Below are 22,228 nucleotides of genomic sequence, written 5' to 3' on the forward strand. Positions count from 1 at the left end.
GGAAACTGATTTGCCCTGTTTAGCCGATCCGTCCGGCGTTTTCGCCCTCGCTTCCGAAATTTTCGTCGATCGCGCGGCGCCCATCCTCAAATCGATTGAAATTCCTTTTTGAAGTCCTGGTTAAATCCGATATAGGCTCAGGCTCGGACAGGGAGACGCCGATGACGGTTCGGAAGACCATTGCGCTCATCGCGCATGACCAGAAAAAAGACGACATGGCGGATTTCGCCAGGGTTCATCAGGCTGAACTCCAGCGATATGACATCGTGGCGACGGGCACCACGGGAGGCCGCATCCTCGACGCATGTCCGACGCTTGCGGTCCAGCGCCTCAAAAGCGGTCCCCTTGGCGGCGACCAGCAGATCGGCGCGCTGATCGCCGAGGGCAAGGTCGAGATGCTGCTGTTCTTCACCGACCCGTTGACGCCCCTGCCGCACGACGTTGATGTCAAAGCCTTGACACGGCTCGCGACCGTCTATGACATACCGATGGCGCTGAACCGCGCCACGGCAGAGCTTCTGATCACCTGCTTCGACAAGACATAAATTCCAGGCGGACATTTCATGGCGAGACAAGACGAACATTTCCCCTTCCCTATTCTGGTCGGGGATATCGGCGGCACGAATGCGCGCTTCATGCTGCTGACGGACGCCGCCGCCGAACCGCAGGTGTTCCCGATCCTGCAAACCGCCCATTATGAAACGATCGACGACGCGATCCGTGAAGGCGTGCTGCCGCAAGCCACCGCCGCGCCGCGTTCGGCCATTCTCGCCATCGCCGGCCCGATCAATGGTGATGAAATTCCGTTGACCAACTGCCCCTGGGTCGTCCGCCCCATGGCCATGATCGCCGACCTCGGTTTTGTCGATGTCATGGTGGTCAATGATTTCGAGGCGCAAGCGCTGGCGGTGTCCACGCTTGGCGAAGATGATCAGGTCAAGCTCGGACCGGGCGAACCGCTTTCTGGCCATTCCAAGGTGGTGTTGGGTCCCGGCACCGGTTTGGGCGTCGGCGGGCTCGTGCATGCGCTGGACGCCTGGATCCCGGTGCCCGGCGAAGGCGGCCATATCGATCTCGGACCGCGCAGCGAACGCGACTACAAGATCTTTCCGCATGTGGAAGAGCTCGATGGCCGGATCTCGGCCGAGCAGATCCTGTGCGGCCGCGGCCTCGTCAATCTCTATCGCGCCATCTGCATCGCTGATGGACAGGAGCCGATCTTCACCGACCCCGCCGACATTTCCACCCATGGCCTCGCTGGCGACAACAAGGCGGCGACTGAAGCGCTGTCGCTATTCGTGACCTATCTCGGCCGCGTGGCGGGCGACATGGCGATGATCTTCATGGCGCGCGGCGGCGTCTATCTCTCCGGCGGCATTTCGCAGAAGATCCTGCCGGCGCTGCAAAAGCCTGAATTCCGCGCCGCTTTCGAGGACAAGGCGCCACATCAGGCGCTGCTGGGCTCGATCCCGACCTATGTGGTCACACATCCGCTCGCCGCGCTCGCCGGTCTTTCGGCCTATGCCCGCGCCCCCGAACGCTTCGGCGTGTCGACCGACGGCCGGCGCTGGCGGAAATGACTGTTCAAGCGCCCGCACCGGGGTTATAGCCGCTTTCGCATCAGGCGAGGACAAAAAGCGTTGAGCGAAAAAAAGTCGAGCCAAACGGTGGACAGGGCGAAGATCTTTCCGGTGATCAAGCGTGTCTTCATGGAAAATGCGCGCGATCATGTCGGCGGCTACGCCTTTGCGATCAGTTGTCTCGTTGCTGTCGCCGCGTCCACGGCGTTCACCGCCTGGATCATGGAATCGGTGATCAACGAGACCTTCGAGAACAAGCGGGCGGATCTCGTCTGGATCATCTGCCTGGCAATCTTCCTGGCCTTCGCGCTGAAAGGGCTCGCCTCCTATGGACAGGCGGTGGCGCTGCAGAAGATCGGCAATGCGATCGTGGCGCGCTATCAGAAGCGTCTGTTCAGCCATATGATGGCGCTCGATCTCGGCTATTTTTCCGACTCCCGTTCTTCACGCCTGTCGGCCACGGTGGCGCAGAATGTCAACGGAATCCGCGACACGCTAAACCTCACCATCACCTCCATAGCTCGCGACGCGCTGACCTTCGTGGCGCTGGTCGGCGTGATGATCTCCAAAGATCCGCTGCTGTCGCTGGTGTTCTTCGTGGCCGCCCCTCCGCTGTTTCTCGCCATGCGCGCCATCGCCAAGAAGCTCAGGGTGGCGTCCAAGGAAGCCGTCGAGTTCAACGCGCATGTGATCGGCGCCATGCAGGAAACGATCCAGGGACTGGCGATCGTCAAGGCCTTCACCATGGAAGACCAGTTGCGCGACCGCGTCTATCACCTGATCGAAGCGGCCGAAAAACGCAGCAACCGCATTGCGCGCCTGTCGGAACGAACATCTCCGCTCACAGATTCCTTCGCCGGCGCGGCGGTGGCGCTGGTGATTGGCTATGCCGCCTATCAGTCGATCTATCAGGGGCAGTTGCCGGGCGCCTTCATCGCCTTCATAACCTCGCTTCTGCTCGCCTATGATCCAGCGCGACGGCTGATCCGGGTTCAGGTGCAGCTGGAACGCGCCTATGTGAACGCCAAGATGATCTATGACATCCTGGACACATCGGTTCCCATGCAGGAAGAACCCGACGCCAAACCGCTTGTTGTCACCGAGGGCCGGATTGAATTCGAACATGTTGTTTTCGGCTACGGGGAAGAAGAGATTCTGCACGACGTCTCCTTCACCGCCGAGGGCGGTCGGACCACCGCCTTCGCCGGGCCCTCGGGCGCCGGTAAGTCCACGATCATTGCCCTCATCCCGCGCTTTTACGATCCGCGCACAGGGCGCGTCCTGATCGACGGGCAGGATCTGCGTTTCGTGACCAAGCAGTCGCTACGCGAAAAGCTTGCTTACGTCTCCCAGGCGGCGCTGTTATTCGAAGGCACGATTCGCGACAATATCCGCTATGGACGACCGGACGCCACCGACGCGGAAGTCGAAGACGCCGCACGGCTCGCTTACGCGCATGATTTCATCTGCGCGCTGCCGAAGGGCTATGACACGCCGGTCGGCGAAAACGGCGCCAATCTCTCGGGCGGCCAACGCCAGCGCCTGTCGATCGCGCGTGCGCTGGTCAGGAACGCGCCGATCCTGCTTCTCGACGAGGCGACCTCGGCGCTCGACAACGAATCCGAGGCCGCCGTCCAGAAAGCCTTCGACAACGCCATGAAGGGCCGCACCGTGGTGGTGATCGCCCATCGGCTGTCGACAATCGCCGGCGCCGACAAGATCATCGTCATGGAAGATGGACGGGTCGTCGAACAAGGAACGCATGAAATGCTTGCGAAGGAAGATGGCGGTCTTTACGCTCGCCTCAACCAGCTGCAGGTGAGAAAAGACGAGCCGCGCAAGGCGGCAAGGATAGAATGATGGCGGACACGAATACGAATATGAAGCTGGTCGTGGTGGCGGGCGCCGCCGGTCGGATGGGGCAGACGATCATCCGCGCCGTGCAGTCGACGCCGGGCCTCAAGCTGCATGCCGCAATCGAGCGCGAAGGCTCCAGCGCCACCGGCAAGGACGCGGGCGAGATCGCCGGCATCGGCCCGATCGGCGTGCCCGTGACCAATGATCCGCTCAAGGCCTTTCTCGATGCGCATGCCGTCATCGATTTCACCACGCCGGCCTCGACGATCGAATTTGCAGCGCTCGCCGCGCAGGCGCGCATTGTGCATGTCATCGGCACGACCGGCTGCTCGGAAGAGGATGACGAAAAAATCCGCGCCGCGAGCCGCCACGCCCGCATCGTCAAATCCGGCAATATGAGCCTCGGCGTCAATCTGCTGGGCGTTCTCGTGCGCCGCGCCGCCGCCGCGCTGGCCGCCGCCGACTGGGATATCGAGGTGCTGGAAATGCACCATAATAAGAAGGTCGACGCGCCCTCGGGCACCGCCCTGCTGCTTGGCGCCGAAGCTGCCAAGGGCCGGAACATCGACCTGCTCGCCAATGCGGTGAAGGTGCGCGACGGCCATACCGGCCCGCGCGAGGCCGGATCGATCGGCTTCGCCACGCTGCGCGGCGGCGGGGTCATCGGCGATCACTCCGTCATCCTGGCGAGCGATTCTGAAATGGTCACGCTGTCGCACCGCGCCAGCGACCGTTCGCTGTTCGCAAAGGGTGCGCTGAAAGCCGCCGAATGGGCCTATGACCAGAAGCCCGGACTTTACGACATGCTCGACGTGCTCGGGCTGGATTAAACCATAAGCATAGAAGAGAGGAATCCCATGAGCGGAACTTTGGTGCTCGTCCGTCACGGCCAGAGCGAATGGAACCTGAAGAACCTTTTCACCGGCTGGCGCGACCCAGACCTGACCGAACTCGGCGTCAGCGAAGCCACGGCTGGCGGTGAAGCGCTGGCCGCCACCGGCATCAAGTTCGACATCGCCTACACTTCGGCGCTGACGCGCGCCCAACGCACCTGCCAGATCATTCTGGACTGCGTCGGCCAGAGCGACCTCGAGACGATCAAGGACCAAGCGCTCAACGAGCGCGACTATGGCGATCTCTCCGGCCTCAACAAGGACGACGCCCGCGCCAAATGGGGCGAGGAGCAGGTGCATATCTGGCGCCGCTCTTATGACGTTCCTCCTCCGGGCGGCGAAAGCCTGAAGGACACCGGCGCGCGCGTCTGGCCCTATTACATGACCGACATTCTGCCGCAGGTGCTTTCCGGCAAGACGGTGCTGGTGGCCGCGCATGGCAATTCGCTGCGCTCGCTGTTGATGGTGCTCGACCGTCTCGACCGCGAGAAGATCCTCGGCGTGAACCTCGCCACCGGCGTGCCGATGGTCTACAAGCTGAACGCGGATTCGACCGTCAAATCCAAGGATGTGCTGGGCGATATGTCCGGCGCGCACTGAGGTTTCAAGGCGGGCTTCGGCCCGCCTTTTCTTTTTCCAGCAGCCCCGAGGAAGACCGCCATGACGAGCATGACCCGCATCGAAAACCATGCGCTTGCTATTGAAGTGTCGTCGCTCGGCGCGGAGTTGCAGAGCGTGACCTCGCGCGATGGCCGCTCATGGCTTTGGAACGGCGACGCCGCCTTCTGGACCGGCCGCTCCCCGATCCTCTTCCCGATCGTCGGCAAGGCCATCGACAACCGCGTGACCATAGATGGCCAACCCTACGAGATGGGCCAACATGGCTTCGCCCGTCGCAGCGAATTTACGCTTGCGGAGGCAACGGAGACGGCCTGCCGCTACGAACTGACGGCAAGCGACGCCACCCGCGCCGTGTACCCATTCGACTTCCGGCTATCGCTCACCCATGCGCTTGAGGGCCATGTGCTGACCGTGGAGAGCGTCGTCGACAATCTCGGCGCCGAGCCCATGCCTTTCGGTTTCGGCTATCACCCCGCCTTCGCCTGGCCGCTGCCGGGCGCGGATGGCAAGCCGCATATGGTGAGCTTGGAAAATGCTGCCGAGCCGGGGCTTTCGACGCTCGAAGGCGGGCTGCGCAAATCAGGCCTCTTCCCCTCGCCTTTCAAGGGCGGCCATCTCGTGCTCGATCACGCGCTGTTTGCCGACGATGCGCTGGTGTTTCCCGAAGGCGCGGGCGATGTGCTGACCTATGCCGCCGAGGGCGGACCGACCCTCAGATTCCGCTTCGAAAACCTGCCCAATCTGGCGCTCTGGACCAAGCCCGGCGCGCCCTTCCTCTGCGTCGAGCCCTGGCATGGCACCGCGCCTGTGGTCGGCGATAGCGAAGCGCTGGAAACGCGGCCCTATACGATGACGCTCGAGCCCGGCGGCTCGGCGCGATTCGCTTTCAGCGTCGAATTCCCGCTCTGATCAGAGCTGGGCGGCTTCCCAGCCCAGCATGGCGCGTTTGCGGGTCAATCCCCAATGATAGCCGGTGAGCGCGCCGGATTTGCCGATGGCGCGATGGCAGGGCACCACGAAGGAGACGGGGTTGCGTCCGACGGCGGCGCCAACGGCGCGCGACGCTTTGGGCGCGCCGATCTTGCAGGCGATATCGGAATAGGTCGAGAGACCGCCGAGCGGGATATCCAGCAACTGCTCCCAGACCCGCACCTGGAAATCCGTGCCGATGAGAATAACGCGCAGCGGTTCCTCGGCGCGCCAGCGCGCCGGATCGAAAATGCGGGCGGCATAGGGAGCCAGCGCCGCCTGGTCAGCGATAAATTCGGCCTCCGGCCAGCGCTGCGTCATGTCCAGAAGCGCCGCCTCGTCGCCTGAGGCATCTGAAAAGCCGAGACCACATAAGCCACGATCTGTCGCCATCAACAGCGTCCGACCGAACTGGGACGCAAAGAAGCCGTAGCGGATCTCGAGGCCCTGCCCTTGCGTCTTCCACTCGCCCGGCGACATGGCCTCATGGGTGACGAAGAGATCGTGCAGACGACCTGGTCCCGACAGTCCAAGCTCCAACGACGCCTCCAGAAGCGGCAGGCGCTCGCGTCCCAGGAGACGCTTGGCGTGATCCAGCGTCACGGCCTGCAGGAAGGCTTTGGGCGACAGACCCGCCCAGCGTGTGAAGGTCTTCTGCAGTTCCTGCGGATCCCTGCCGATGGCGCGGCCGATATCTTCAAGCGTCGGTTGGCTGCGATAATGGTCCGTGAGATGGGCGATGACGCTGCACACGGTCGTGTAATCATCTCCCTCTGGAGTCACGTCAATGGCGCGGGCGGAATCGAAATGCGGGGCAATTGTCATGGCGTCATCCTCTCTCGCATCGTTGTGACACGATGGTCGGACCGCCGCCACCCGATTTCCGAAAGTCTGTTTCAGACGCGCCGCTTGATATCGGCCAACGCAGCCGTGAAGGCCTTGGCGAAATTTTCGCGCTCCTCAGGCCCCAGGAACGTGCCGAGCGTCGTGCGTCGGTTGCGCTCGACCACCGCCATGTCGGTAATGCCGAACTCCTCATGCCGCGCCACATCAAAGCGCGCCCAGAAGGGATTATACTGGCTCTTGCGCACGAGCCCCGCCGGAGAGACCTTCTGGATGTCGAGATGGTTTCGGCTCAGTCGTACGAGTTCCTTCGCCCGCGCCGCCCGATAGTTCAGCCAGAAGGCGCCGTAGAGAAGCGCGAGGTCCAGACCGAAAAACATAGCGACCGGCAACGCATTTGTCGCGAGGAAGAACACCACGTTGATCAGGGTGACCGCGACGGACACGCCCATCAGCACACGAAACCCGACCCGACCGAGAGAACGATGTGGCCTTAGCTCGGCGGTGAACACCGCCGGCTCCCCGTTGAACCCGCTTTCCACAGTGGCTACAGTCATGGGGAAACTATAGGGCAATTATGACAAACAGCAAGACGACCGCCGCCGCCAAGCCAGCGACAAAAAAGCCCGTGCGCGCGAAGAAATTTCGATGTCCCTATGCGCCTGAGGAGATCGAAGAGATCTTCCGGCGCTTTTCCGTGCAGCGGCCGGAGCCCAAGGGCGAGCTCTATCACACCAATGCCTTTACGCTGCTGGTGGCCGTGGCGCTTTCGGCCCAGGCGACGGACGTGGGCGTCAACCGCGCCACGCGCCCGCTGTTCCCGCTGGTCGACACGCCCGAGAAGATGCTGGATTTCGGCGAGGAGCGCCTGCGCGACGCCATCAAGACGATCGGACTTTATCGCAACAAGGCCAAAAACGTCATCGCGCTCTCGCAGAAGCTCATCGACGATTTCGGCGGACAGGTGCCGCGCACGCGCGACGAACTGGTAACCCTGCCGGGCGTTGGCCGCAAGACGGCCAATGTCGTGCTGTCCATGGCCTTCGGAATTCCCTCACTGGCTGTAGACACGCATATATTCCGAATCGGCAACCGGCTGAAAATCGCGCCGGGCAAGACGCCTGACGAGGTGGAAGAAAAATTCCTGTCGATCATTCCCGATCACCACCTGTTTCACGCCCATCACTGGCTGATCCTGCATGGCCGCTATTGCTGCAAGGCGCGCAAGCCCGAATGCGAGAAATGCGTAATCGCCGACATCTGCAAATCGCCCGAGAAAATCTGGGATGTACCAGCCCCTCTCGTGGAGCTGCCGCCGCAAGTGTTTTGAGGCAATCAGCGGACCACAGGCGATGTGGCCCTGAGCGACTTGTGCAGATGAATCATCGTGGCGGCGGCAAACAGCGGCGTCAGCAGATTGAGGATGGGGATGAACAGGAACAGGGCGACCATGAGGCCAGCCAGCATCACCGCGCCGCGATTGTTCCTGCGGAACTGGCGCGCGCCTTCGACGCCGAGATGGCGGGAGGCGGCGAATTCGAAATATTCGCGTCCGATCAGATAGCCGTTGACCACGAAAAAGATGACCAGATTGACGCCGGGCACGAGCAGCAGGAACAGCGCCAGGATATTGGCCGCGAGAACCACCAGGAAGAATTGCACCGACGACCAAATCGACTGTCCGAGCGGCAGGGCCACGCCCGGCGCTTCGTTGGGATAATCGCGTTTTTCGATGATTTCCGCGGCGTCATCCAGGAAGAAACCCGCGACGATCGCGCTGATCGGCGCAATGAGCATGGCGAGCGCAGCGGCAAGACCGAGAGCCGCGAAGAGGCCGGCGATAAAGGTCAGCCACCCCGCCCAGGCCGGCAGATCGGGCAGATAGGGCGTGACCCAGGGCATGATCACATCCATGAAGATTTCACGCAGACCCAGCCAGAGGGCGGCAAGCGCCAGAAGCGTCAGTCCCAGCACCTTCCAGAACACGCCGCGAACTTCCGGCGCGAAAAGATCAGCCAGTGCGCGGCTGGCGGCAGTGAGTATCATCAAGCGTCTCCAGTCTTGTTTCGGCTGATGTCGGCGCAGCGGGACCGCTTTGCAAGGGCCCAAGTGGATGGTATCACGACGCCATGACCGAAAAACCGCGCATCACCATTCTCTACTGCACCCAATGCAACTGGCTGCTTCGCGCCGGCTGGATGGCGCAGGAATTGCTCCAGACCTTCGGCCAAAGTCTCGGCGAAGTGGCGCTCATTCCGGGCACAGGCGGCAATTTCGAGATTCGTATCGACGGCGAACTCGTCTGGGAGCGCAAGCGCGACGGCGGCTTTCCGGGTCCGAAGGACCTCAAGCAGCGGATTCGGGACATCATCGAACCGGAACGCGATCTCGGCCATGTCGATCGCGTCGACAAGACCTGAGCTGTTCAGTCAGTGTAGATAGCCGGCATGATGAGAGCGGCGTTCGACACGCCGCTCTAACTGCCTTCCAGTTCTGAACCGCTCAGCGATAGGGCGAGCGGCAGACCTTGTAATAGCCGTCATAGGCCAGGAAACGGTTCGTCGCCGGATTGTAGGACTGATACCGGTTTAGGCACCACCGCACATGAGCGTTATAACCCGAACGCACCACGACGCGCGGGGCGGGGCGGATGATCACGCGCGGCTGCACATAAACCGTGCGCGGGCGGTGATAGTAGCCCGGCCGAATGACGACGCGAGGGCCTGGACGCCAGACGCGCTTGCATCGCCAGCGGTTGCAGACGACGCGGGCCTGTGTGACATCGGTGCTCTTTTCAAGCTTCAACGGCTGCATGGATGGTTGAGCTTCCGCCACCGTTACCGGCGCGACCGCAGCCAGCGCAAGGACGCCGGCGATTACAATGTTGCGCAATTGTGCCATTTCATTTCCTCTCACATTGGGAAGCGTTTCGCTTCAAGTGTCCCTTGCGCTAGACGTTTCATCGCGTCTTTTATTTTGTATGCGTCGATATTCAGCCCGCAACCAGCCTTTTGCAACACAATTGTGGGCGGTCGGGTTCCTTATATCACCACGTCGAATATTAGGCTTTGCTCCAGATCATCCAACTGTGATTTTTTTTCGAACGGCGGAAGTCTGGAAATCTCGGCGCTTTGCGCCGGTCTGCGTTTTGGCCCGCAGATTTCTTGAAATTGGCTGTTGACACAAAACAGTCACGCGGCTAATTGCTCCCTCGTCGCCCAGATGGCGGAATTGGTAGACGCGCCAGCTTCAGGTGCTGGTTCCCGAAAGGGAGTGGAGGTTCGAGTCCTCTTCTGGGCACCATTTCTCACCTATTTTCAATAGGTTAAAAAAGCCCGCCGAAAGGCGGGCTTTTTGCTTTCGCGCACTGTCATTTACCTTGCGCGACGGCACGTTTCGCGCAAGATACTCTGATCACCCTCGCCACGGGAGAGCCGTGACATGCAAGATGCAAACATTCTAGATCTCGATTTCCGAGAGCCTGAAACAAGCCCGGACTTCGAACGGGTGGTCAATTGGCGCGGCTTCACGCTGCAGCACGCCAGCCTGGCTCTTCCGGCTGAGTATGAGTTCGCATGGAACGGCGCGACCCATTATTTTGCGGCCCATGATCTCGTCTTGGATCGAGGCGAAATGCATGTGGATGGCATGGAGCCGATCGTAGGCCGCGATTTACGGAACAAGATGACCTACATTCCAGCCGGCCATTCCCTGACGGGTTGGGCAGCGCCGGTGGGCCGCAAAAATAGTTTCACCATCGTCAATTTCGATCCCGGCCTCGTCAGCGAGGAATTGGAACGCGACTTTTCGGAAAACGCCTTCAAGCCGCAGGTCTATTTCGAAGACGAGCGCCTGGCCTCGACGATGCGCAAGATAGAGCGACAACTCGTCGAAGGCGGATCAAACCTGTATCTTGAGACGCTGGGTCTGCTGGCCGCTCTTGAAATCGCGGAATTCATGGTCGAGGAGACCCGGCATGTCACCTTCCGGCGTGGCGGCCTCAACCGCCTGCAGATGAAGATGCTGACCGAATATATCGACGCTCACCTGGCCGAAGACGTATCGCTGGATCGACTGGCCGGTCTGGTGCGGTTGAGCCGCTTTCACTTCTCGCGCTCGTTCAAATCCGCTTTCGGCGTTTCGCCCGTCAAATTCGTCACCAGCCGACGGCTTGCCAAAGCCAAGCTGCTCCTGGCAGGCCCGCGGCTCGGTCTTTCGGAAGTGGCCGCCGCCGTAGGCTTCGGCAGCGTGCAACAGTTCATCAAGGTGTTTCGCGAAGACACCCGGATGACTCCCGGCGAATATCGCCGCAACCTATGACTGTTCGTCCACTGTTCGTCCTCAAACCTGCGGCAGATCGACCTTCAGATAGGCCGCAATCGCCTCCACCGCCATGCGGTGATCGTCACGTTGCGGCAAGCCCGACACGGTAAGCGCGGCGACGACAAGCCCCCCGGCTGCAAAGCGAATGGGAAAACTGCCGCCATGGGCTGCATAATCCTTGAGGTCCAGACCGATTTCCGGTCCGACGCTGCGCTGCTTCTCAGCCAGCAATTGACCATAGAGCAACGAGGATTGGCTGAAGCGCAGCGTGATATTGCTCTTGCGCCTCACCCATTCGTCATTGTCCGCCGCAGACCCCTGCAGCGCTGCGTGAAACAGGATGCGATTGGGCGTGCGGATATCGACGACAACAGGAGCATGCTGGCCCCTTGCGATCGCCATGGTCATGGAGCCCAGGTCGAAAGCCTGGTCCTCGTTGAAATGCTGGAAGACAGCCAGTTTCTCCTGTCGCTTCAAGGTTTCAATCAGGTCTGCGCCGGCGTCATTGGTCTTGCTCATGCGATCCTCCACAACGACGTCCGACGATGATAACGCGACGCCCTTTACGACTGTTTCCAAATTTCTCTCGAATTATTCCGATGGCCAATCCAGCCAATCGCGAATCAACCGATAGGCGACGGCGCCGCTGACCGGCACGACAATCTCATCTGGATGCCGCCCCTCGATCATCGCCTCGACATCCTGGCGCGAAAACCACCGGCAGTCTTCGAGCTCCTGCGTGTCGCGTGAAATATCCAGAGTTCTAGCCTCGGCGTAGCAACCTATCATCAGGGAATGCGGCATCGGCCAGGCTTGGCTCGCATGATAGCGGACGCAATCCGTCTCGATTCCGGATTCTTCCAGAGTTTCGCGTCGCACTGCGGCCTCGATGGTTTCGCCGGGCTCCAGAAAGCCGGCAAGGCAGGAATACATGCCTGGCGGGAAATGCGGCGAACGACCAAGCAGGCAGCGATCACCTTCGACATCGATCGCCAGCATGATCACCACGGGATCGGTGCGGGGGAAGTGTTCGGCGCCGCAGCCCGTGCATTTCCGCCTGTAGCCGCCGGCTTTGGGTTCAGTTTTCGCGCCGCATCTCCCGCAGAAGCGCGTCCCGATTGACCAGGACATCATCGCCGAGGCCTGCGCCGCCTCGCCGAGAGCCGAGTCATTCAAAAGCGCCTCGCGCATCAGGGCCCTGCAATCGGCGAATTTAAGATGATCGACAGGAATCTCAGGGTCGACGCCCACGGGCACCGCCAACCGCGGCGCGCCGCTTTCTTCGAAACCAAGCAGGATCGTCTCGTCGAAATCCGGCTTCAGGTCCGGCAGTTCATAAGGCGCAAACAGCGGATCGATGACCTCGTTCTCATGCTTGAGCACAAGCTTGGAACCCGCAAGCGCATAAAAGAGCGCGCCGTCGATACGCACGGCCTTTTCGATACAGTCGTCCTCCCGATGCTCGGATCGGCGATCCAGGCGATTACCGGAAAAGGCGACGAGGCTGGACGCCTCCGGATGCGGTCGAGGAGTGTCAAATATGCTGCGGCTTCCCATCAGATCGCCTCCAGAACGCGGTTGGCGAAGGCGTCAATCTCTTCCGTGGAATAGGGCTCGCGCGTCCCATAGCCCCAGACCGGCGCCGGCCAGTTGGGATCTCCAGCGCTGCGGGCCACCACATGCACATGCAGTTGCCGAACAATGTTGCCGATAGCGGCGATGTTGACTTTCTCGCAACCTGTCACCTTCTTCAGCGCCGCGCCGACAAGATTGGTCTCGAAGGTCAGCATCGCCTGGTCCAGAGGAGCGAGGTCGAACAGTTCCGAAAGGCCGTCGCGCTGGGGAACCAGGATGAGCCAGGGCCAACGGCGATCATTCATGAGCCGGAGCTCGCAGAGCCCAATCCGCACGATCAGCGCGGAATCATTCGACAATCTCTCATCCAGCGTGAACGCCATTGGGGCCCTTCCCTTGTCTTGATGTTGTTTTTCCTCATCAGATACCAGATAATTTCAAGATTGGCTTGCAATCAGAAAAGATATTGACGATATGGACAGCGGGAGGCTGGTGGTGGACGCGCCACTCGCCAACTTGGTCAGGTCCGGAAGGAAGCAGCCACAACGAGCTTCGGTACGGGTCATCGTGCCGGCCTCCCACCCTTTCTCTTTTCCAGTGGATCACAAGCAGGAACAATCTGACGGAATTTCCTTTTCCGATCGGATGCTTTAGCTTGCGCCGGCGAAAAGATCGCGATCAAAGGCGGATGAAGCTTGAGCGCAGAGACTGACAAGACCGGTTACCGGGTTCTGGCCCGTAAATATCGCCCCAAGGACTTCTCCGACCTCATGGTCGGCCAGGAGGCGATGGTCCGCACGCTCACCAACGCCTTCGAGACCGGCCGCATCGCCCAGGCCTATATGCTCACCGGCGTCCGCGGCGTGGGCAAGACCACGACCGCCCGCATTCTGGCGCGCGCCCTGAATTACAAGACCGATGCGATCGACAAGCCTACCATCGACCTGCGCGAGCCCGGCTTGCATTGCCAGGCGATCATGGAAGGCCGCCATGTCGACGTGATCGAGATGGACGCGGCCTCCCATACCGGCATCGACGATATCCGGGAGATTATCGAGCAGGTGCGCTACAAGCCGGCTTCGGCGCGCTACAAGGTCTATATCATCGACGAAGTGCACATGCTGTCGACGGCCGCGTTCAACGGGCTGCTGAAGACGCTCGAAGAGCCGCCGGAACATGTGAAATTCATCTTCGCGACCACCGAAATCCGCAAGGTGCCGGTCACCGTTCTGTCGCGCTGCCAGCGTTTCGACCTCAGGCGCATCTCGGCGGCGGACCTGACCCATCTTTTCAGCACCATCGCCGAGAAGGAAGGCATCCAGGCCGAGACCGAAGCGCTGGCGCTGATCGCACGGGCGGCGGAAGGCTCAGCGCGCGACGGCCTGTCGCTGATGGACCAGGCGATCGCCCATGGCGCAGGCGTGGTGGAAACAGACGCGGTGCGCGCCATGCTCGGTCTCGCCGACCGCGCCCGCATCGCCGATCTCTTCCGCCATATCGTCAAGGGCGACGTCGCAGCCGCGCTCAATGAGTTCTCCGAGCAATACGCCGCCGGCGCCAATCCGGTTGTAGTGCTCAACGATCTCGCCGACTTCACCCATCTGGTCACCCGGCTGAAATATATTCCGGACGCCGCCAACGACCCGTCGCTCTCCGAAATCGAGCGGGTGCAGGGCGCCGAGCTTGCAAAATCGGTGGCGGTGACCGCGCTGTCGCGCATCTGGCAGATGCTGCTGAAGGGCATTCCCGAGACCGAAAACGCATCCCGACCGTTTGGCGCGGCCGAAATGGTGTTGATCCGCCTGACGCATGCGGGCTCCCTTCCCTCGCCCGAAGACGCGGCGCGCCGGCTGGCGGGCATGATGAATGGCGAAACCGGCGTCGCGACGTCGGCCCCGCGCGGCGGCAATGGCGGCGGCCCGCAAGCCATGGCGGCCTCTGACAACAGAAGCTATCAATCCATGGCTCCGTCGTCGCCCTCGGGCGGCGCGACCATGCTGCGGGCAGTGCCGTCCTCGTCGCCGCAACCGATGCAAGATCTCCGACCATCGCCTGCTGCGAAGGCTGACGACTTGCCCAAGATCAATCTGCGATCGCTGGCCGATGTCGCCCAGCTCGCGGGCGACAAGCGCGATATGAAGCTGAAGGCGCAGTTGCGGCAATTCGTCCGGCCTGTGCGGATGGAGCCCGGCAAGATCGAGCTGGCGCTGTCGCCGGATGCGCCGAAAAGCCTGGTCGGCGAATTATCCACGCGGCTCAGGGAATGGACCGGCCAGCATTGGCTCGTGGTGATCTCCAGGGAACCGGGCGGGCTCACCCTCGTTGAGGCCGAAGCGAAGGAACGCGACGACCGCGTGGCGGATGCGCGCGCCGACCCGGATGTCGCCGCCATTCTGGCGCGCTATCCGGGCGCCAAGATCACCGATGTGCGGGTGACGGCAACACCCGATGACGACAATGAAGACGCCGTCGCCGCTGACGAGGCGCTCGACGATTTCGACGAATAAGAACAGGAGCGAATGATGAAAGACCTCATGGGCATGATGGGCAAGGTCAAGGAGATGCAGGCCAAGATGGAGAAGGTCCAGGCCGAGATCGCCGCCATGAGCATCGAAGGCAAGGCAGGCGGCGGCCTCGTGACCGTCGTGCTCGACGGCAAGGGTCACTTGACCGCGCTGAAGATCGATCCGTCGCTGTTCAAGGAAGACGATGTCGAGATCCTCGAAGACCTGATCGTCGCCGCCCACAAGGACGCCAAGGACAAGGGCGAAGCCCAGGCTCAGGAAAAGATGGCGACATTGACCGCCGGCATGCCGCTGCCGCCCGGCATGAAGTTTCCGTTCTGATTTGATGAAGGGGCGGGCGACTGCCCTTTTTCACAGGAAGCGGCGCTGCGGCCAGGGATTGGTTCCATCATGTAGCCAGTTGAGCGCATCGCTCCAGAAGCCGTGCTCATGGCGTGAATGGAAAAGGTCGAAATGGCCGATTCGCGCGAAACCGTAGTCGGAAGGCTCCAACATGACAGCGGCTTTCTTTGCGTTGGGATAGGCGCCCAATGCCCGCAATAGTGCAGGTTTCGTCCCATAAGGGTCGTCGCTGACGCTGACCGCCAGCAACGGCGCGGAGACCGCCGCAAAGCCTTGTGCCACATGCTCACGCTCCGCCTCAGGCAGGCGAGCCGCGTAGTCGCGCCCCTTGAAGCTCCATTCATTCGCCACGCCGGCAGGCAGGTCTTCCAGCCAGCCAAGCCGCTTTCCGGGAAAATACCCCAAAGCAGCGGTCAGCGCGGGCATGATCACATGCCATCTCAGCAGAAGTTTCATCACTTGCGACGGGGCGTAATCGCGCCAATGCGCGAATTGAGCGCCGACCGTGAGGATACGGGCGACATGGCGAATGCTCGGCGCATAGCCGGGAAGAAAGCCGCCGATGCTATGGCCGACCAGCATCACCGGTCTTTTGCCCGCTACGCTCAACGCCAAGGTCAGCGCCGCTTCGACGTCCCGCTCGCCCCAGCATCGCCAGTCGCAGCCGCGAAGCTGCCTCAGATTCGCAGGGCGCGACAGACCAATGCCGCGATAATCAAAGGTCAGCGCCAAATATCCGTTTTGAGCCAAAAACGCCGCGAAATAATGGTAGTAGCGCGCCCGCACCCCGGTCGCGGCGTTGATGACCACGACACCGCGACGCATGTCGGGGGCGCTCCACCAATGGCCCTTCAGCGGATAGCCATCCGTCGCCTGGAATTCGACCTGTTGCGGCTGCATGGTCCCCTCGCCTGTTGCGGCGGCAGGATGCCCTCAGGGAGCGGTGGCGACTAGCGCCGCAAGCTTCAACTTTGGTATGATTTGGCCTCACCTGGCCAAGATCATCGCCCGCAGTCTCTCGCCGATCGGCGCTGCGAGAAACCGGGTTTTCGTCTCTTCATCCTGCCGTTTCCCATGAGACCGCATCAACTCCGGCAGACCCACGCGGTCGCCGACGAACCGGATGTATTCCACGGCGTCGCCCGCACGCACGACGCCCTCTTCGAGCACGCGGGCATAGGCGCCGGGTCGCGCCGCGGCGGCATAGCGTTTGACCATCAGCGGATCTTCCATATGGGCTGCGAATGTGGCGCAAGGCGTGCGGGCGGAGGTCACTTCCAGCAGCACGTCTCCAATCCGAAACCGGTCGCCGACCGCGACGTCGCGATTGTCCAAGCCGTCGATCAGCAAATTCTCGCCGAAGGTTCCGGCGGGCAAGTCACGCCCCAACTGGGATCGCCACCAGTCGTAATCCAATGAGCCCTCGATATAGACGGCCTGATCCGGTCCGCCATGATATTTCCGGTTGATGATCCGGTCGCCAGCCAACCCTTCGCGGTCGATCATCACGGGATGGTCCACGGGCCGCTTGTCGATGCCGCTCTTGCCGGAGGTTTTTCCGGCCACCGGCTTGGCGTCGCCGATCGAAACTGCGAGCAGGCGCATGGTTTTTTCCTCCAGGTGATTCACAGATCCTCGATAGATGCGCTAAAAGCCTCGGCATGGCAAAACGAGTCACCGGCCCCGAAATCGAAAAACTGATCCAGTTGCTGGCGAAAGTGCCCGGCCTCGGCCCGCGCTCGGCGCGCCGGGCGGCGCTGCATCTCGTCAAGAAGAAGGACCAGTTGCTGGGGCCTTTGGCCGGCGCCATGGCGGAGGCGCATCAGAAAGTGCGAATCTGTTCCTGCTGCGGCAATGTCGACACGATCGATCCCTGCACCGTCTGCACCGACGACCGGCGCGACCATACCGTGATCATCGTCGTCGAGGACGTCTCCGATCTCTGGGCGCTCGAACGCGCCGGCGCCATGAACGCCGCCTATCATGTGCTCGGCGGCACGCTGTCGCCGCTTGATGGCGTCGGCCCGGATGACCTCAACATCCGCGGACTGATCGAGCGCGTCATGGGCGGAACGGTGAAAGAAGTCATCATCGCCGTCAATGCGACCGTGGAAGGCCAGACCACCGCGCATTACATCACCAGCCAATTGGCTGGACTCGAGGTGAAGATCACCCGACTTGCACATGGAGTTCCGGTCGGCGGCGAACTCGATTATCTCGATGAAGGCACTCTGACGGCGGCGCTCCGCTCGCGCACGGCAATCTGAGGAGAATTGCGATGAAAATGTTCGCCCGTTTTCGGAACGCTTCGGTGTATGCGCGGGGGATGGTTCTGTGCCTCTCTTTGGTGTTTGTCGCCACCGGCTCCCCTGCTGCCGCAGCCTCACAAGCCAGCGTTGAGAAGCAGTTCAAAACCTGGATCGAAAAGGAAATCTGGCCGGAAGCCTCAGCCCAGGGCGTCTCCCGGCAATCTTTTGAACGCGCCATTTCCGGAGTCCGCATCAACTGGAAACTGCCAGACCTCGTGCCGCCGGGAACCCGGCCGCCCAAGAAGAAGGCGCAGACCCAGGCGGAGTTTTCGAGCCCTGGCCCCTATTTCAACGAAAAACGGCTGGCGGGACTCGCTGCGACCGGTCGGGCCTATGCCGGGTCCCATAAGCGGCTTCTGGCCCGAATCGATCAGGAATTCGGCGTTCCCGGTGAAATCGTGCTGGCGATCTGGGGCCGGGAAACGGGTTACGGCAGAGCCAAGATCACCGCCTCGGAAATGGATGTGCTGGCCACCATGGCCTTCATGTCGGAGCGCAAACCGCTCTTTCGCAAGGAGCTGATCGCCGCGCTGCAGATGGTCGAACAGGGCGCCGATCCCGCCGTGATGAAGGGCTCCTGGGCGGGCGCGATGGGGCAGCCGCAATTCATGCCGTCGTCCTATCTGAAATACGCAGTGGATTTTGACGGCGACGGCCGCAAGGACATCTGGAATTCCGTGCCCGATTTGCTCGGCTCAATCGCCAATTATCTTCGCCTCAAAGGATGGGAGGCTCATCGGGGATGGGGATATGAAGCCTCCATTCCGGCCAAGGTCTCCTGCGCCCAGGAAGGGCCTGATCTCGCCAGGCCGATTGCCGATTGGGCTGGAAACGGCATCACGCGGATCACCGGAAAGGACTTCCCGCGTGATGAGCTGAAGCGCGCTGGCATGATGCTGGTTCCCGCAGGGCGCCATGGTCCTGAATTCATCGTCACGCCGAATTTCTATGTCATCAAGGAGTATAACAATTCCGACCTCTATGCGCTGTTCATCGGCAATCTGGCCGACCGCATCGCCTATGGTTCCGGCGCTTTTCGCGGCGAATGGGGCTCGGTTGGACATATGCTGCGGTCGGATGTGCTCGCCATGCAGAAGCGGCTGGAAGCGAAGGGTTATGATGTCGGCAAGGTGGACGGCCTGCCCGGCTACAAGACCCGGCGCTCCATCGGCATGTGGCAGCAAAAGGCGGGGCTGACGCCGACCTGCTATCCGGACGAAGCGCTGCTCGGGAAGATCCGCTGAACAGCGGAAACACCGCAAGTCAGCCGCCTCTTGCAATCGTCCGGGCAAAAGAGTAAACAATCCTCAAATCTTGATCACGTCGATGAAGAGTGGGCCCCGCAAGGACCCGCTCTTTTTTGTTAGCTCCGGTCGGCCGGAGGAAACGAGAGCTTATGAGCGATACGGTTATCGAACCGAGACTGGTAGTCGAAACAGGGGTTGACGCGCGCGTCGCGCAGATCATCGAACCCGTCATCTTGGAGCTGGGCTACCAGCTCGTGCGGGTGAAGATGACCAACCAGAACGGACTGACGATGCAGATCATGGCCGAGCGGCCGGACGGCACCATGACCGTCAATGACTGCGAAGTCATCTCTATGGCGATTTCGCCGGTGCTGGATGTCGAAGATCCGATCGACAAACAGTACAATCTCGAAATCTCGTCTCCCGGCATCGACCGGCCAATGGTCCGCAAGGGTGACTTCGTGAGATGGCAGGGCCATATCATCAAGTGCGAGACATCAGTGATGGTGGAAGGCCGCAAGCGCTTCAAGGGCAAGATCCTTGAGGTCACCGACGCGGGCTTCGTCCTCGAACGCGAACAGATGGCTGAAGGCGAAGAACCGCAGGTGGCCATTCCTTTCGCCTCGCTGGCCGAGGGCAGGCTCATTCTCACCGACGAATTGATCCGTGACGCGCTGAAGGCCGACAAGGCCGCCCGCGCCGCAGCCAATCAGAACGACGCAGATGATGAAGACATGGAGGACGAGGGCTGATCGCCTTCGCCTCGATAGAAACTGACCATCAGAACGGAGACTTAAGACGATGGTAGTGAGTGCAAACAGGCTGGAACTCCTTCAGATCGCCGACGCCGTGGCGCGTGAAAAGTCGATCGACCGCGAGATCGTGCTGGCCGCCATGGCGGATGCGATTCAGAAGGCCGCGCGCTCGCGCTACGGCACGGAGTCCAACATCAAGGCCGACATCAACCCCAAGACGGGCGAGATGAAACTGCAGCGTCTCCTGGAAGTGGTCGAACATGCGGAGGATTACTCCCGCGAGATCCCGCTTCTGCTCGCCCGCGACCGTAACCCGGACGCCCAGATCGGCGACTTCATCGCCGACCCGCTGCCGCCGATGGATTTCGGCCGCATTGCCGCCCAGTCCGCCAAGCAGGTCATCGTGCAAAAGGTGCGCGAAGCCGAGCGCGACAAGCAGTTCGACGAATATAAGGACCGCATCGGCGAGATCATCAACGGCACCGTCAAGCGCGTCGAATATGGCAATGTGATCGTCGATCTCGGCAAGGGCGAAGGCATCATCCGCCGCGACGAAATGATCCCGCGCGAAGCCATGCGCCCGGGCGACCGCGTCCGCGCCTTCGTCTACGACGTGCGCCGCGAACAGCGCGGCCCGCAGATCTTCCTGTCGCGCACCCATCCGCAGTTCATGGTCAAGCTCTTCACCATGGAAGTGCCTGAGATCTACGACGGCATCATCGAGATCCGTTCGGTCGCCCGCGATCCGGGCTCGCGCGCCAAGATCGCCGTCATCTCCAACGACTCCTCGATCGATCCGGTCGGCGCCTGCGTCGGTATGCGCGGTTCGCGCGTCCAGGCCGTCGTCGGGGAGCTTCAGGGCGAAAAGATCGACATCATTCCCTGGTCCAACGATCCCGCCACCTTCATCGTCAATGCGCTGCAGCCGGCGGAAGTCGCCAAAGTGGTGCTCGATGAAGACGCCGAGCGCATCGAAGTCGTGGTGCCGGACGAGCAGCTGTCGCTGGCCATCGGCCGTCGCGGCCAGAACGTCCGCCTCGCTTCGCAGCTCACCGGCTGGGACATCGACATCATGACGGAAGCGGAAGAATCCGAGCGTCGTCAGAAGGAATTCAACGAGCGCACCAAGCTGTTCATGGACGCCCTCGATGTCGACGAAATGGTCGGTCAGGTGCTGGCGTCGGAAGGCTTCGCCCAGGTCGAGGAACTGGCTTTCGTCGAATCCTCCGAAATTTCGTCGATCGACGGCTTCGACGACGAAACCGCCGAAGAAATCCAGAGCCGCGCCCGCGACTATCTTGACCGTCTCGAAGCCGAGATGGACGCCAAGCGTCGTGAACTCGGCGTCGAAGACGAACTCTACAAGATCGATGGCCTGAACGCGAGCATGCTGGTGGCGCTCGGCCAGGACGGCATCAAGACCATCGAGGACTTCGCCGGCTGCGCCGCCGACGATCTCGTGGGCTGGACGGAGAAGAAGAACGGCGAGACCAAGCGCTATGAAGGCCTGTTCTCGAAGCTTGATATTTCTCGCACCGACGCCGAAGCGATGATCGTCCAGGCGCGTCTTGCCGCAGGCTGGATCACCGAAGAAGATCTCGCCCGCGAGCAGGAAGCGCTAGCCGCCGAAAGCGGTGACGAAGCTGAAGACGAAGCCGAAGCCGAAGCCGAAGAACAGCTCGAAGGCTGAAGCCGAAGGAACGACAGCCCATGATGGCCGACAGCGCCGAACAGGACGATGGTTTCGTGAGCGAGCGCATGTGCATCGTGACACGCGAAACCTTGCCGGCCGAAGAGATGATCCGGTTCGTCGTCGCCCCCGATGGGGCGGTGACGCCGGACCTCAAAAGGGCGCTTCCAGGGCGCGGCTGCTCCATCAAAGCCGAGCGCGCCCTAATCGAGAAAGCCGCGCGCAAAGGAATGTTTGCGCGCGCCTTCAAAAAAGAAGTCAAAGCGGGGCCTGAGCTGGCGGATCTTGTCGATCGGCTGCTCGTGACCCATATGACCGGCATGATGAATATTGCGCGAAAAGCTGGACAATTTCTGTCTGGCGCGACGCGAGTAGACAGCGCGATCCGCTCCGGCGACGCGCTGGGCGTGTTCCACGCCACCGACGCGGCCCCCGACGGCGTGCGTAAAATGGCCCAGGCGCGCAAGGCTTGGTCATTGACAATGGAAGAGCAAGAACCGCCCGTCTTCCAGCTGCTTTCTTACGAAGAAATGCAGGAACTCTTGGGCGATAATGCATTTATCCACGCCGTGGCGCTTGCAGGGCAGGCCGGTGAGGGTGTAGTGAAGCGCGCGAAACTGCTCGATACCTATCGTGGCGGCAGTCGGCCTATTGCTTCAAAAGAATGATGCCGCGATATCAGTAAAAGGCGAAGGGCGC

General features: G+C 61.4%; 25 protein-coding genes, 1 tRNA gene and 1 other RNA gene. 18 read left to right on the top strand and 9 right to left on the bottom strand.

Going from position 1 to position 22,228, the window contains the following annotated elements; all coding sequences use genetic code 11:
* Positions 1-161: 161 nt before the first annotated feature.
* The 6 genes from M2360_RS00665 to M2360_RS00690 all read left to right on the top strand — a co-directional run bounded on the left by M2360_RS00665 (position 162) and on the right by M2360_RS00690 (position 5,860).
* Positions 162-545 carry a methylglyoxal synthase gene (locus M2360_RS00665; protein ID WP_280772441.1) on the top strand — a complete coding sequence of 128 codons (384 nt, stop codon included), beginning with the start codon at positions 162-164 and terminating at the stop codon, positions 543-545.
* A gap of 18 nt (positions 546-563) precedes the next feature.
* Positions 564-1,580: a glucokinase gene (locus M2360_RS00670; RefSeq protein ID WP_280772442.1), complete on the top strand. Its 1,017-nt coding sequence runs from the start codon at positions 564-566 to the stop codon at positions 1,578-1,580.
* 129 nt (positions 1,581-1,709) lie between these two features.
* Positions 1,710-3,440 (top strand): ABC transporter ATP-binding protein, encoded by a 1,731-nt coding sequence (locus M2360_RS00675; protein ID WP_280773052.1) that lies wholly within the window; start codon positions 1,710-1,712, stop codon positions 3,438-3,440.
* Positions 3,440-4,267, top strand: a complete 828-nt coding sequence (gene dapB, locus M2360_RS00680; protein ID WP_280772443.1) for a 4-hydroxy-tetrahydrodipicolinate reductase — start codon at positions 3,440-3,442, stop codon at positions 4,265-4,267. Before M2360_RS00675 ends, dapB begins: the two co-directional genes overlap by 1 nt.
* Before the next feature lie 27 nt (positions 4,268-4,294).
* Positions 4,295-4,930 (top strand): 2,3-bisphosphoglycerate-dependent phosphoglycerate mutase, encoded by a 636-nt coding sequence (locus M2360_RS00685; RefSeq protein ID WP_280772444.1) that lies wholly within the window; start codon positions 4,295-4,297, stop codon positions 4,928-4,930.
* Between the two features lie 60 nt (positions 4,931-4,990).
* Complete coding sequence (locus tag M2360_RS00690; RefSeq protein WP_280772445.1) at positions 4,991-5,860, top strand: aldose 1-epimerase family protein; 870 nt, start codon at positions 4,991-4,993, stop codon at positions 5,858-5,860.
* On the opposite strand, the gene M2360_RS00695 is transcribed toward M2360_RS00690, so the two are convergent.
* Together M2360_RS00695 and M2360_RS00700 are read right to left on the bottom strand one after the other, a co-directional pair.
* Complete coding sequence (locus M2360_RS00695; RefSeq protein ID WP_280772446.1) at positions 5,861-6,745, bottom strand: bifunctional helix-turn-helix domain-containing protein/methylated-DNA--[protein]-cysteine S-methyltransferase; 885 nt, start codon at positions 6,743-6,745, stop codon at positions 5,861-5,863. It lies immediately after the preceding gene.
* A 71-nt stretch (positions 6,746-6,816) separates the two neighbouring features.
* Positions 6,817-7,320 carry a DUF2244 domain-containing protein gene (locus M2360_RS00700; RefSeq protein ID WP_280772447.1) on the bottom strand — a complete coding sequence of 168 codons (504 nt, stop codon included), beginning with the start codon at positions 7,318-7,320 and terminating at the stop codon, positions 6,817-6,819.
* A 20-nt stretch (positions 7,321-7,340) separates the two neighbouring features.
* On the opposite strand from M2360_RS00700, the gene nth reads away from it, so the two are divergent.
* Positions 7,341-8,093 (top strand): endonuclease III, encoded by a 753-nt coding sequence (gene nth / locus M2360_RS00705; RefSeq protein ID WP_280772448.1) that lies wholly within the window; start codon positions 7,341-7,343, stop codon positions 8,091-8,093.
* A 5-nt stretch (positions 8,094-8,098) separates the two neighbouring features.
* On the opposite strand, the gene M2360_RS00710 is transcribed toward nth, so the two are convergent.
* Entirely contained in the window at positions 8,099-8,809 is a 711-nt protein-coding gene (locus tag M2360_RS00710) for a sulfate transporter family protein (RefSeq protein WP_280772449.1), read from the bottom strand.
* Positions 8,810-8,892: 83 nt separating this feature from the next.
* Here M2360_RS00710 and M2360_RS00715 point away from each other — a divergent pair, with 83 nt between their 5' ends.
* Positions 8,893-9,183, top strand: a complete 291-nt coding sequence (locus tag M2360_RS00715) for a SelT/SelW/SelH family protein (protein WP_280772450.1) — start codon at positions 8,893-8,895, stop codon at positions 9,181-9,183.
* An 82-nt stretch (positions 9,184-9,265) separates the two neighbouring features.
* Here M2360_RS00715 and M2360_RS00720 read toward each other — a convergent pair whose 3' ends face one another.
* A complete protein-coding gene (locus M2360_RS00720; RefSeq protein ID WP_280772451.1) occupies positions 9,266-9,664 on the bottom strand; it encodes a BA14K family protein in 399 nt (132 codons plus the stop codon).
* Between the two features lie 315 nt (positions 9,665-9,979).
* On the opposite strand from M2360_RS00720, the gene M2360_RS00725 reads away from it, so the two are divergent.
* Positions 9,980-10,066: transfer RNA gene (locus tag M2360_RS00725), tRNA-Leu, on the top strand.
* Positions 10,067-10,204: 138 nt separating this feature from the next.
* The gene (locus M2360_RS00730) at positions 10,205-11,083 is read left to right on the top strand and encodes an AraC family transcriptional regulator (protein WP_280772452.1); all 879 of its coding nucleotides are present in this window, start codon (positions 10,205-10,207) and stop codon (positions 11,081-11,083) included.
* A 21-nt stretch (positions 11,084-11,104) separates the two neighbouring features.
* Here M2360_RS00730 and M2360_RS00735 read toward each other — a convergent pair whose 3' ends face one another.
* The 3 genes from M2360_RS00735 to M2360_RS00745 form a co-directional block, all read right to left on the bottom strand.
* Positions 11,105-11,605 carry a heme-degrading domain-containing protein gene (locus M2360_RS00735; RefSeq protein WP_280772453.1) on the bottom strand — a complete coding sequence of 167 codons (501 nt, stop codon included), beginning with the start codon at positions 11,603-11,605 and terminating at the stop codon, positions 11,105-11,107.
* Positions 11,606-11,677: 72 nt separating this feature from the next.
* Entirely contained in the window at positions 11,678-12,643 is a 966-nt protein-coding gene (nudC, locus tag M2360_RS00740) for an NAD(+) diphosphatase (protein ID WP_280772454.1), read from the bottom strand.
* A complete protein-coding gene (locus M2360_RS00745; RefSeq protein WP_280772455.1) occupies positions 12,643-13,044 on the bottom strand; it encodes an HIT family protein in 402 nt (133 codons plus the stop codon). The genes nudC and M2360_RS00745 overlap by 1 nt, the downstream gene beginning before the upstream one ends.
* Before the next feature lie 101 nt (positions 13,045-13,145).
* On the opposite strand from M2360_RS00745, the gene ffs reads away from it, so the two are divergent.
* From ffs to M2360_RS00760, 3 genes are all read left to right on the top strand, one after another.
* An RNA gene (gene ffs, locus M2360_RS00750) (signal recognition particle sRNA small type) lies at positions 13,146-13,243 on the top strand.
* Positions 13,244-13,356: 113 nt separating this feature from the next.
* Complete coding sequence (locus M2360_RS00755) at positions 13,357-15,168, top strand: DNA polymerase III subunit gamma/tau (protein ID WP_280772456.1); 1,812 nt, start codon at positions 13,357-13,359, stop codon at positions 15,166-15,168.
* A gap of 15 nt (positions 15,169-15,183) precedes the next feature.
* A complete protein-coding gene (locus M2360_RS00760; protein ID WP_280772457.1) occupies positions 15,184-15,507 on the top strand; it encodes a YbaB/EbfC family nucleoid-associated protein in 324 nt (107 codons plus the stop codon).
* Positions 15,508-15,537: 30 nt separating this feature from the next.
* Here the strand turns inward: M2360_RS00760 and M2360_RS00765 are convergent, their stop codons facing one another.
* Together M2360_RS00765 and M2360_RS00770 are read right to left on the bottom strand one after the other, a co-directional pair.
* Positions 15,538-16,428 carry an alpha/beta fold hydrolase gene (locus M2360_RS00765; RefSeq protein WP_280772458.1) on the bottom strand — a complete coding sequence of 297 codons (891 nt, stop codon included), beginning with the start codon at positions 16,426-16,428 and terminating at the stop codon, positions 15,538-15,540.
* An 87-nt stretch (positions 16,429-16,515) separates the two neighbouring features.
* Positions 16,516-17,133 (bottom strand): MOSC domain-containing protein, encoded by a 618-nt coding sequence (locus M2360_RS00770; RefSeq protein ID WP_280772459.1) that lies wholly within the window; start codon positions 17,131-17,133, stop codon positions 16,516-16,518.
* Between the two features lie 56 nt (positions 17,134-17,189).
* Here M2360_RS00770 and recR point away from each other — a divergent pair, with 56 nt between their 5' ends.
* The 5 genes from recR to M2360_RS00795 all read left to right on the top strand — a co-directional run bounded on the left by recR (position 17,190) and on the right by M2360_RS00795 (position 22,197).
* Positions 17,190-17,795 (top strand): recombination mediator RecR, encoded by a 606-nt coding sequence (gene recR, locus M2360_RS00775; protein WP_280772460.1) that lies wholly within the window; start codon positions 17,190-17,192, stop codon positions 17,793-17,795.
* A 59-nt stretch (positions 17,796-17,854) separates the two neighbouring features.
* Complete coding sequence (locus M2360_RS00780; protein ID WP_280773053.1) at positions 17,855-19,081, top strand: lytic murein transglycosylase; 1,227 nt, start codon at positions 17,855-17,857, stop codon at positions 19,079-19,081.
* Positions 19,082-19,233: 152 nt separating this feature from the next.
* Positions 19,234-19,836, top strand: a complete 603-nt coding sequence (gene rimP, locus M2360_RS00785) for a ribosome maturation factor RimP (protein WP_280772461.1) — start codon at positions 19,234-19,236, stop codon at positions 19,834-19,836.
* A gap of 49 nt (positions 19,837-19,885) precedes the next feature.
* Positions 19,886-21,529, top strand: a complete 1,644-nt coding sequence (gene nusA, locus M2360_RS00790) for a transcription termination factor NusA (protein ID WP_280772462.1) — start codon at positions 19,886-19,888, stop codon at positions 21,527-21,529.
* 20 nt (positions 21,530-21,549) lie between these two features.
* Complete coding sequence (locus M2360_RS00795) at positions 21,550-22,197, top strand: RNA-binding protein (protein ID WP_280772463.1); 648 nt, start codon at positions 21,550-21,552, stop codon at positions 22,195-22,197.
* Positions 22,198-22,228: the final 31 nt, after the last annotated feature.

Source organism: Rhizobium sp. SG_E_25_P2, assembly GCF_029892285.1.
In the GTDB taxonomy this organism is placed as follows: domain Bacteria; phylum Pseudomonadota; class Alphaproteobacteria; order Rhizobiales; family Rhizobiaceae; genus Rhizobium_E.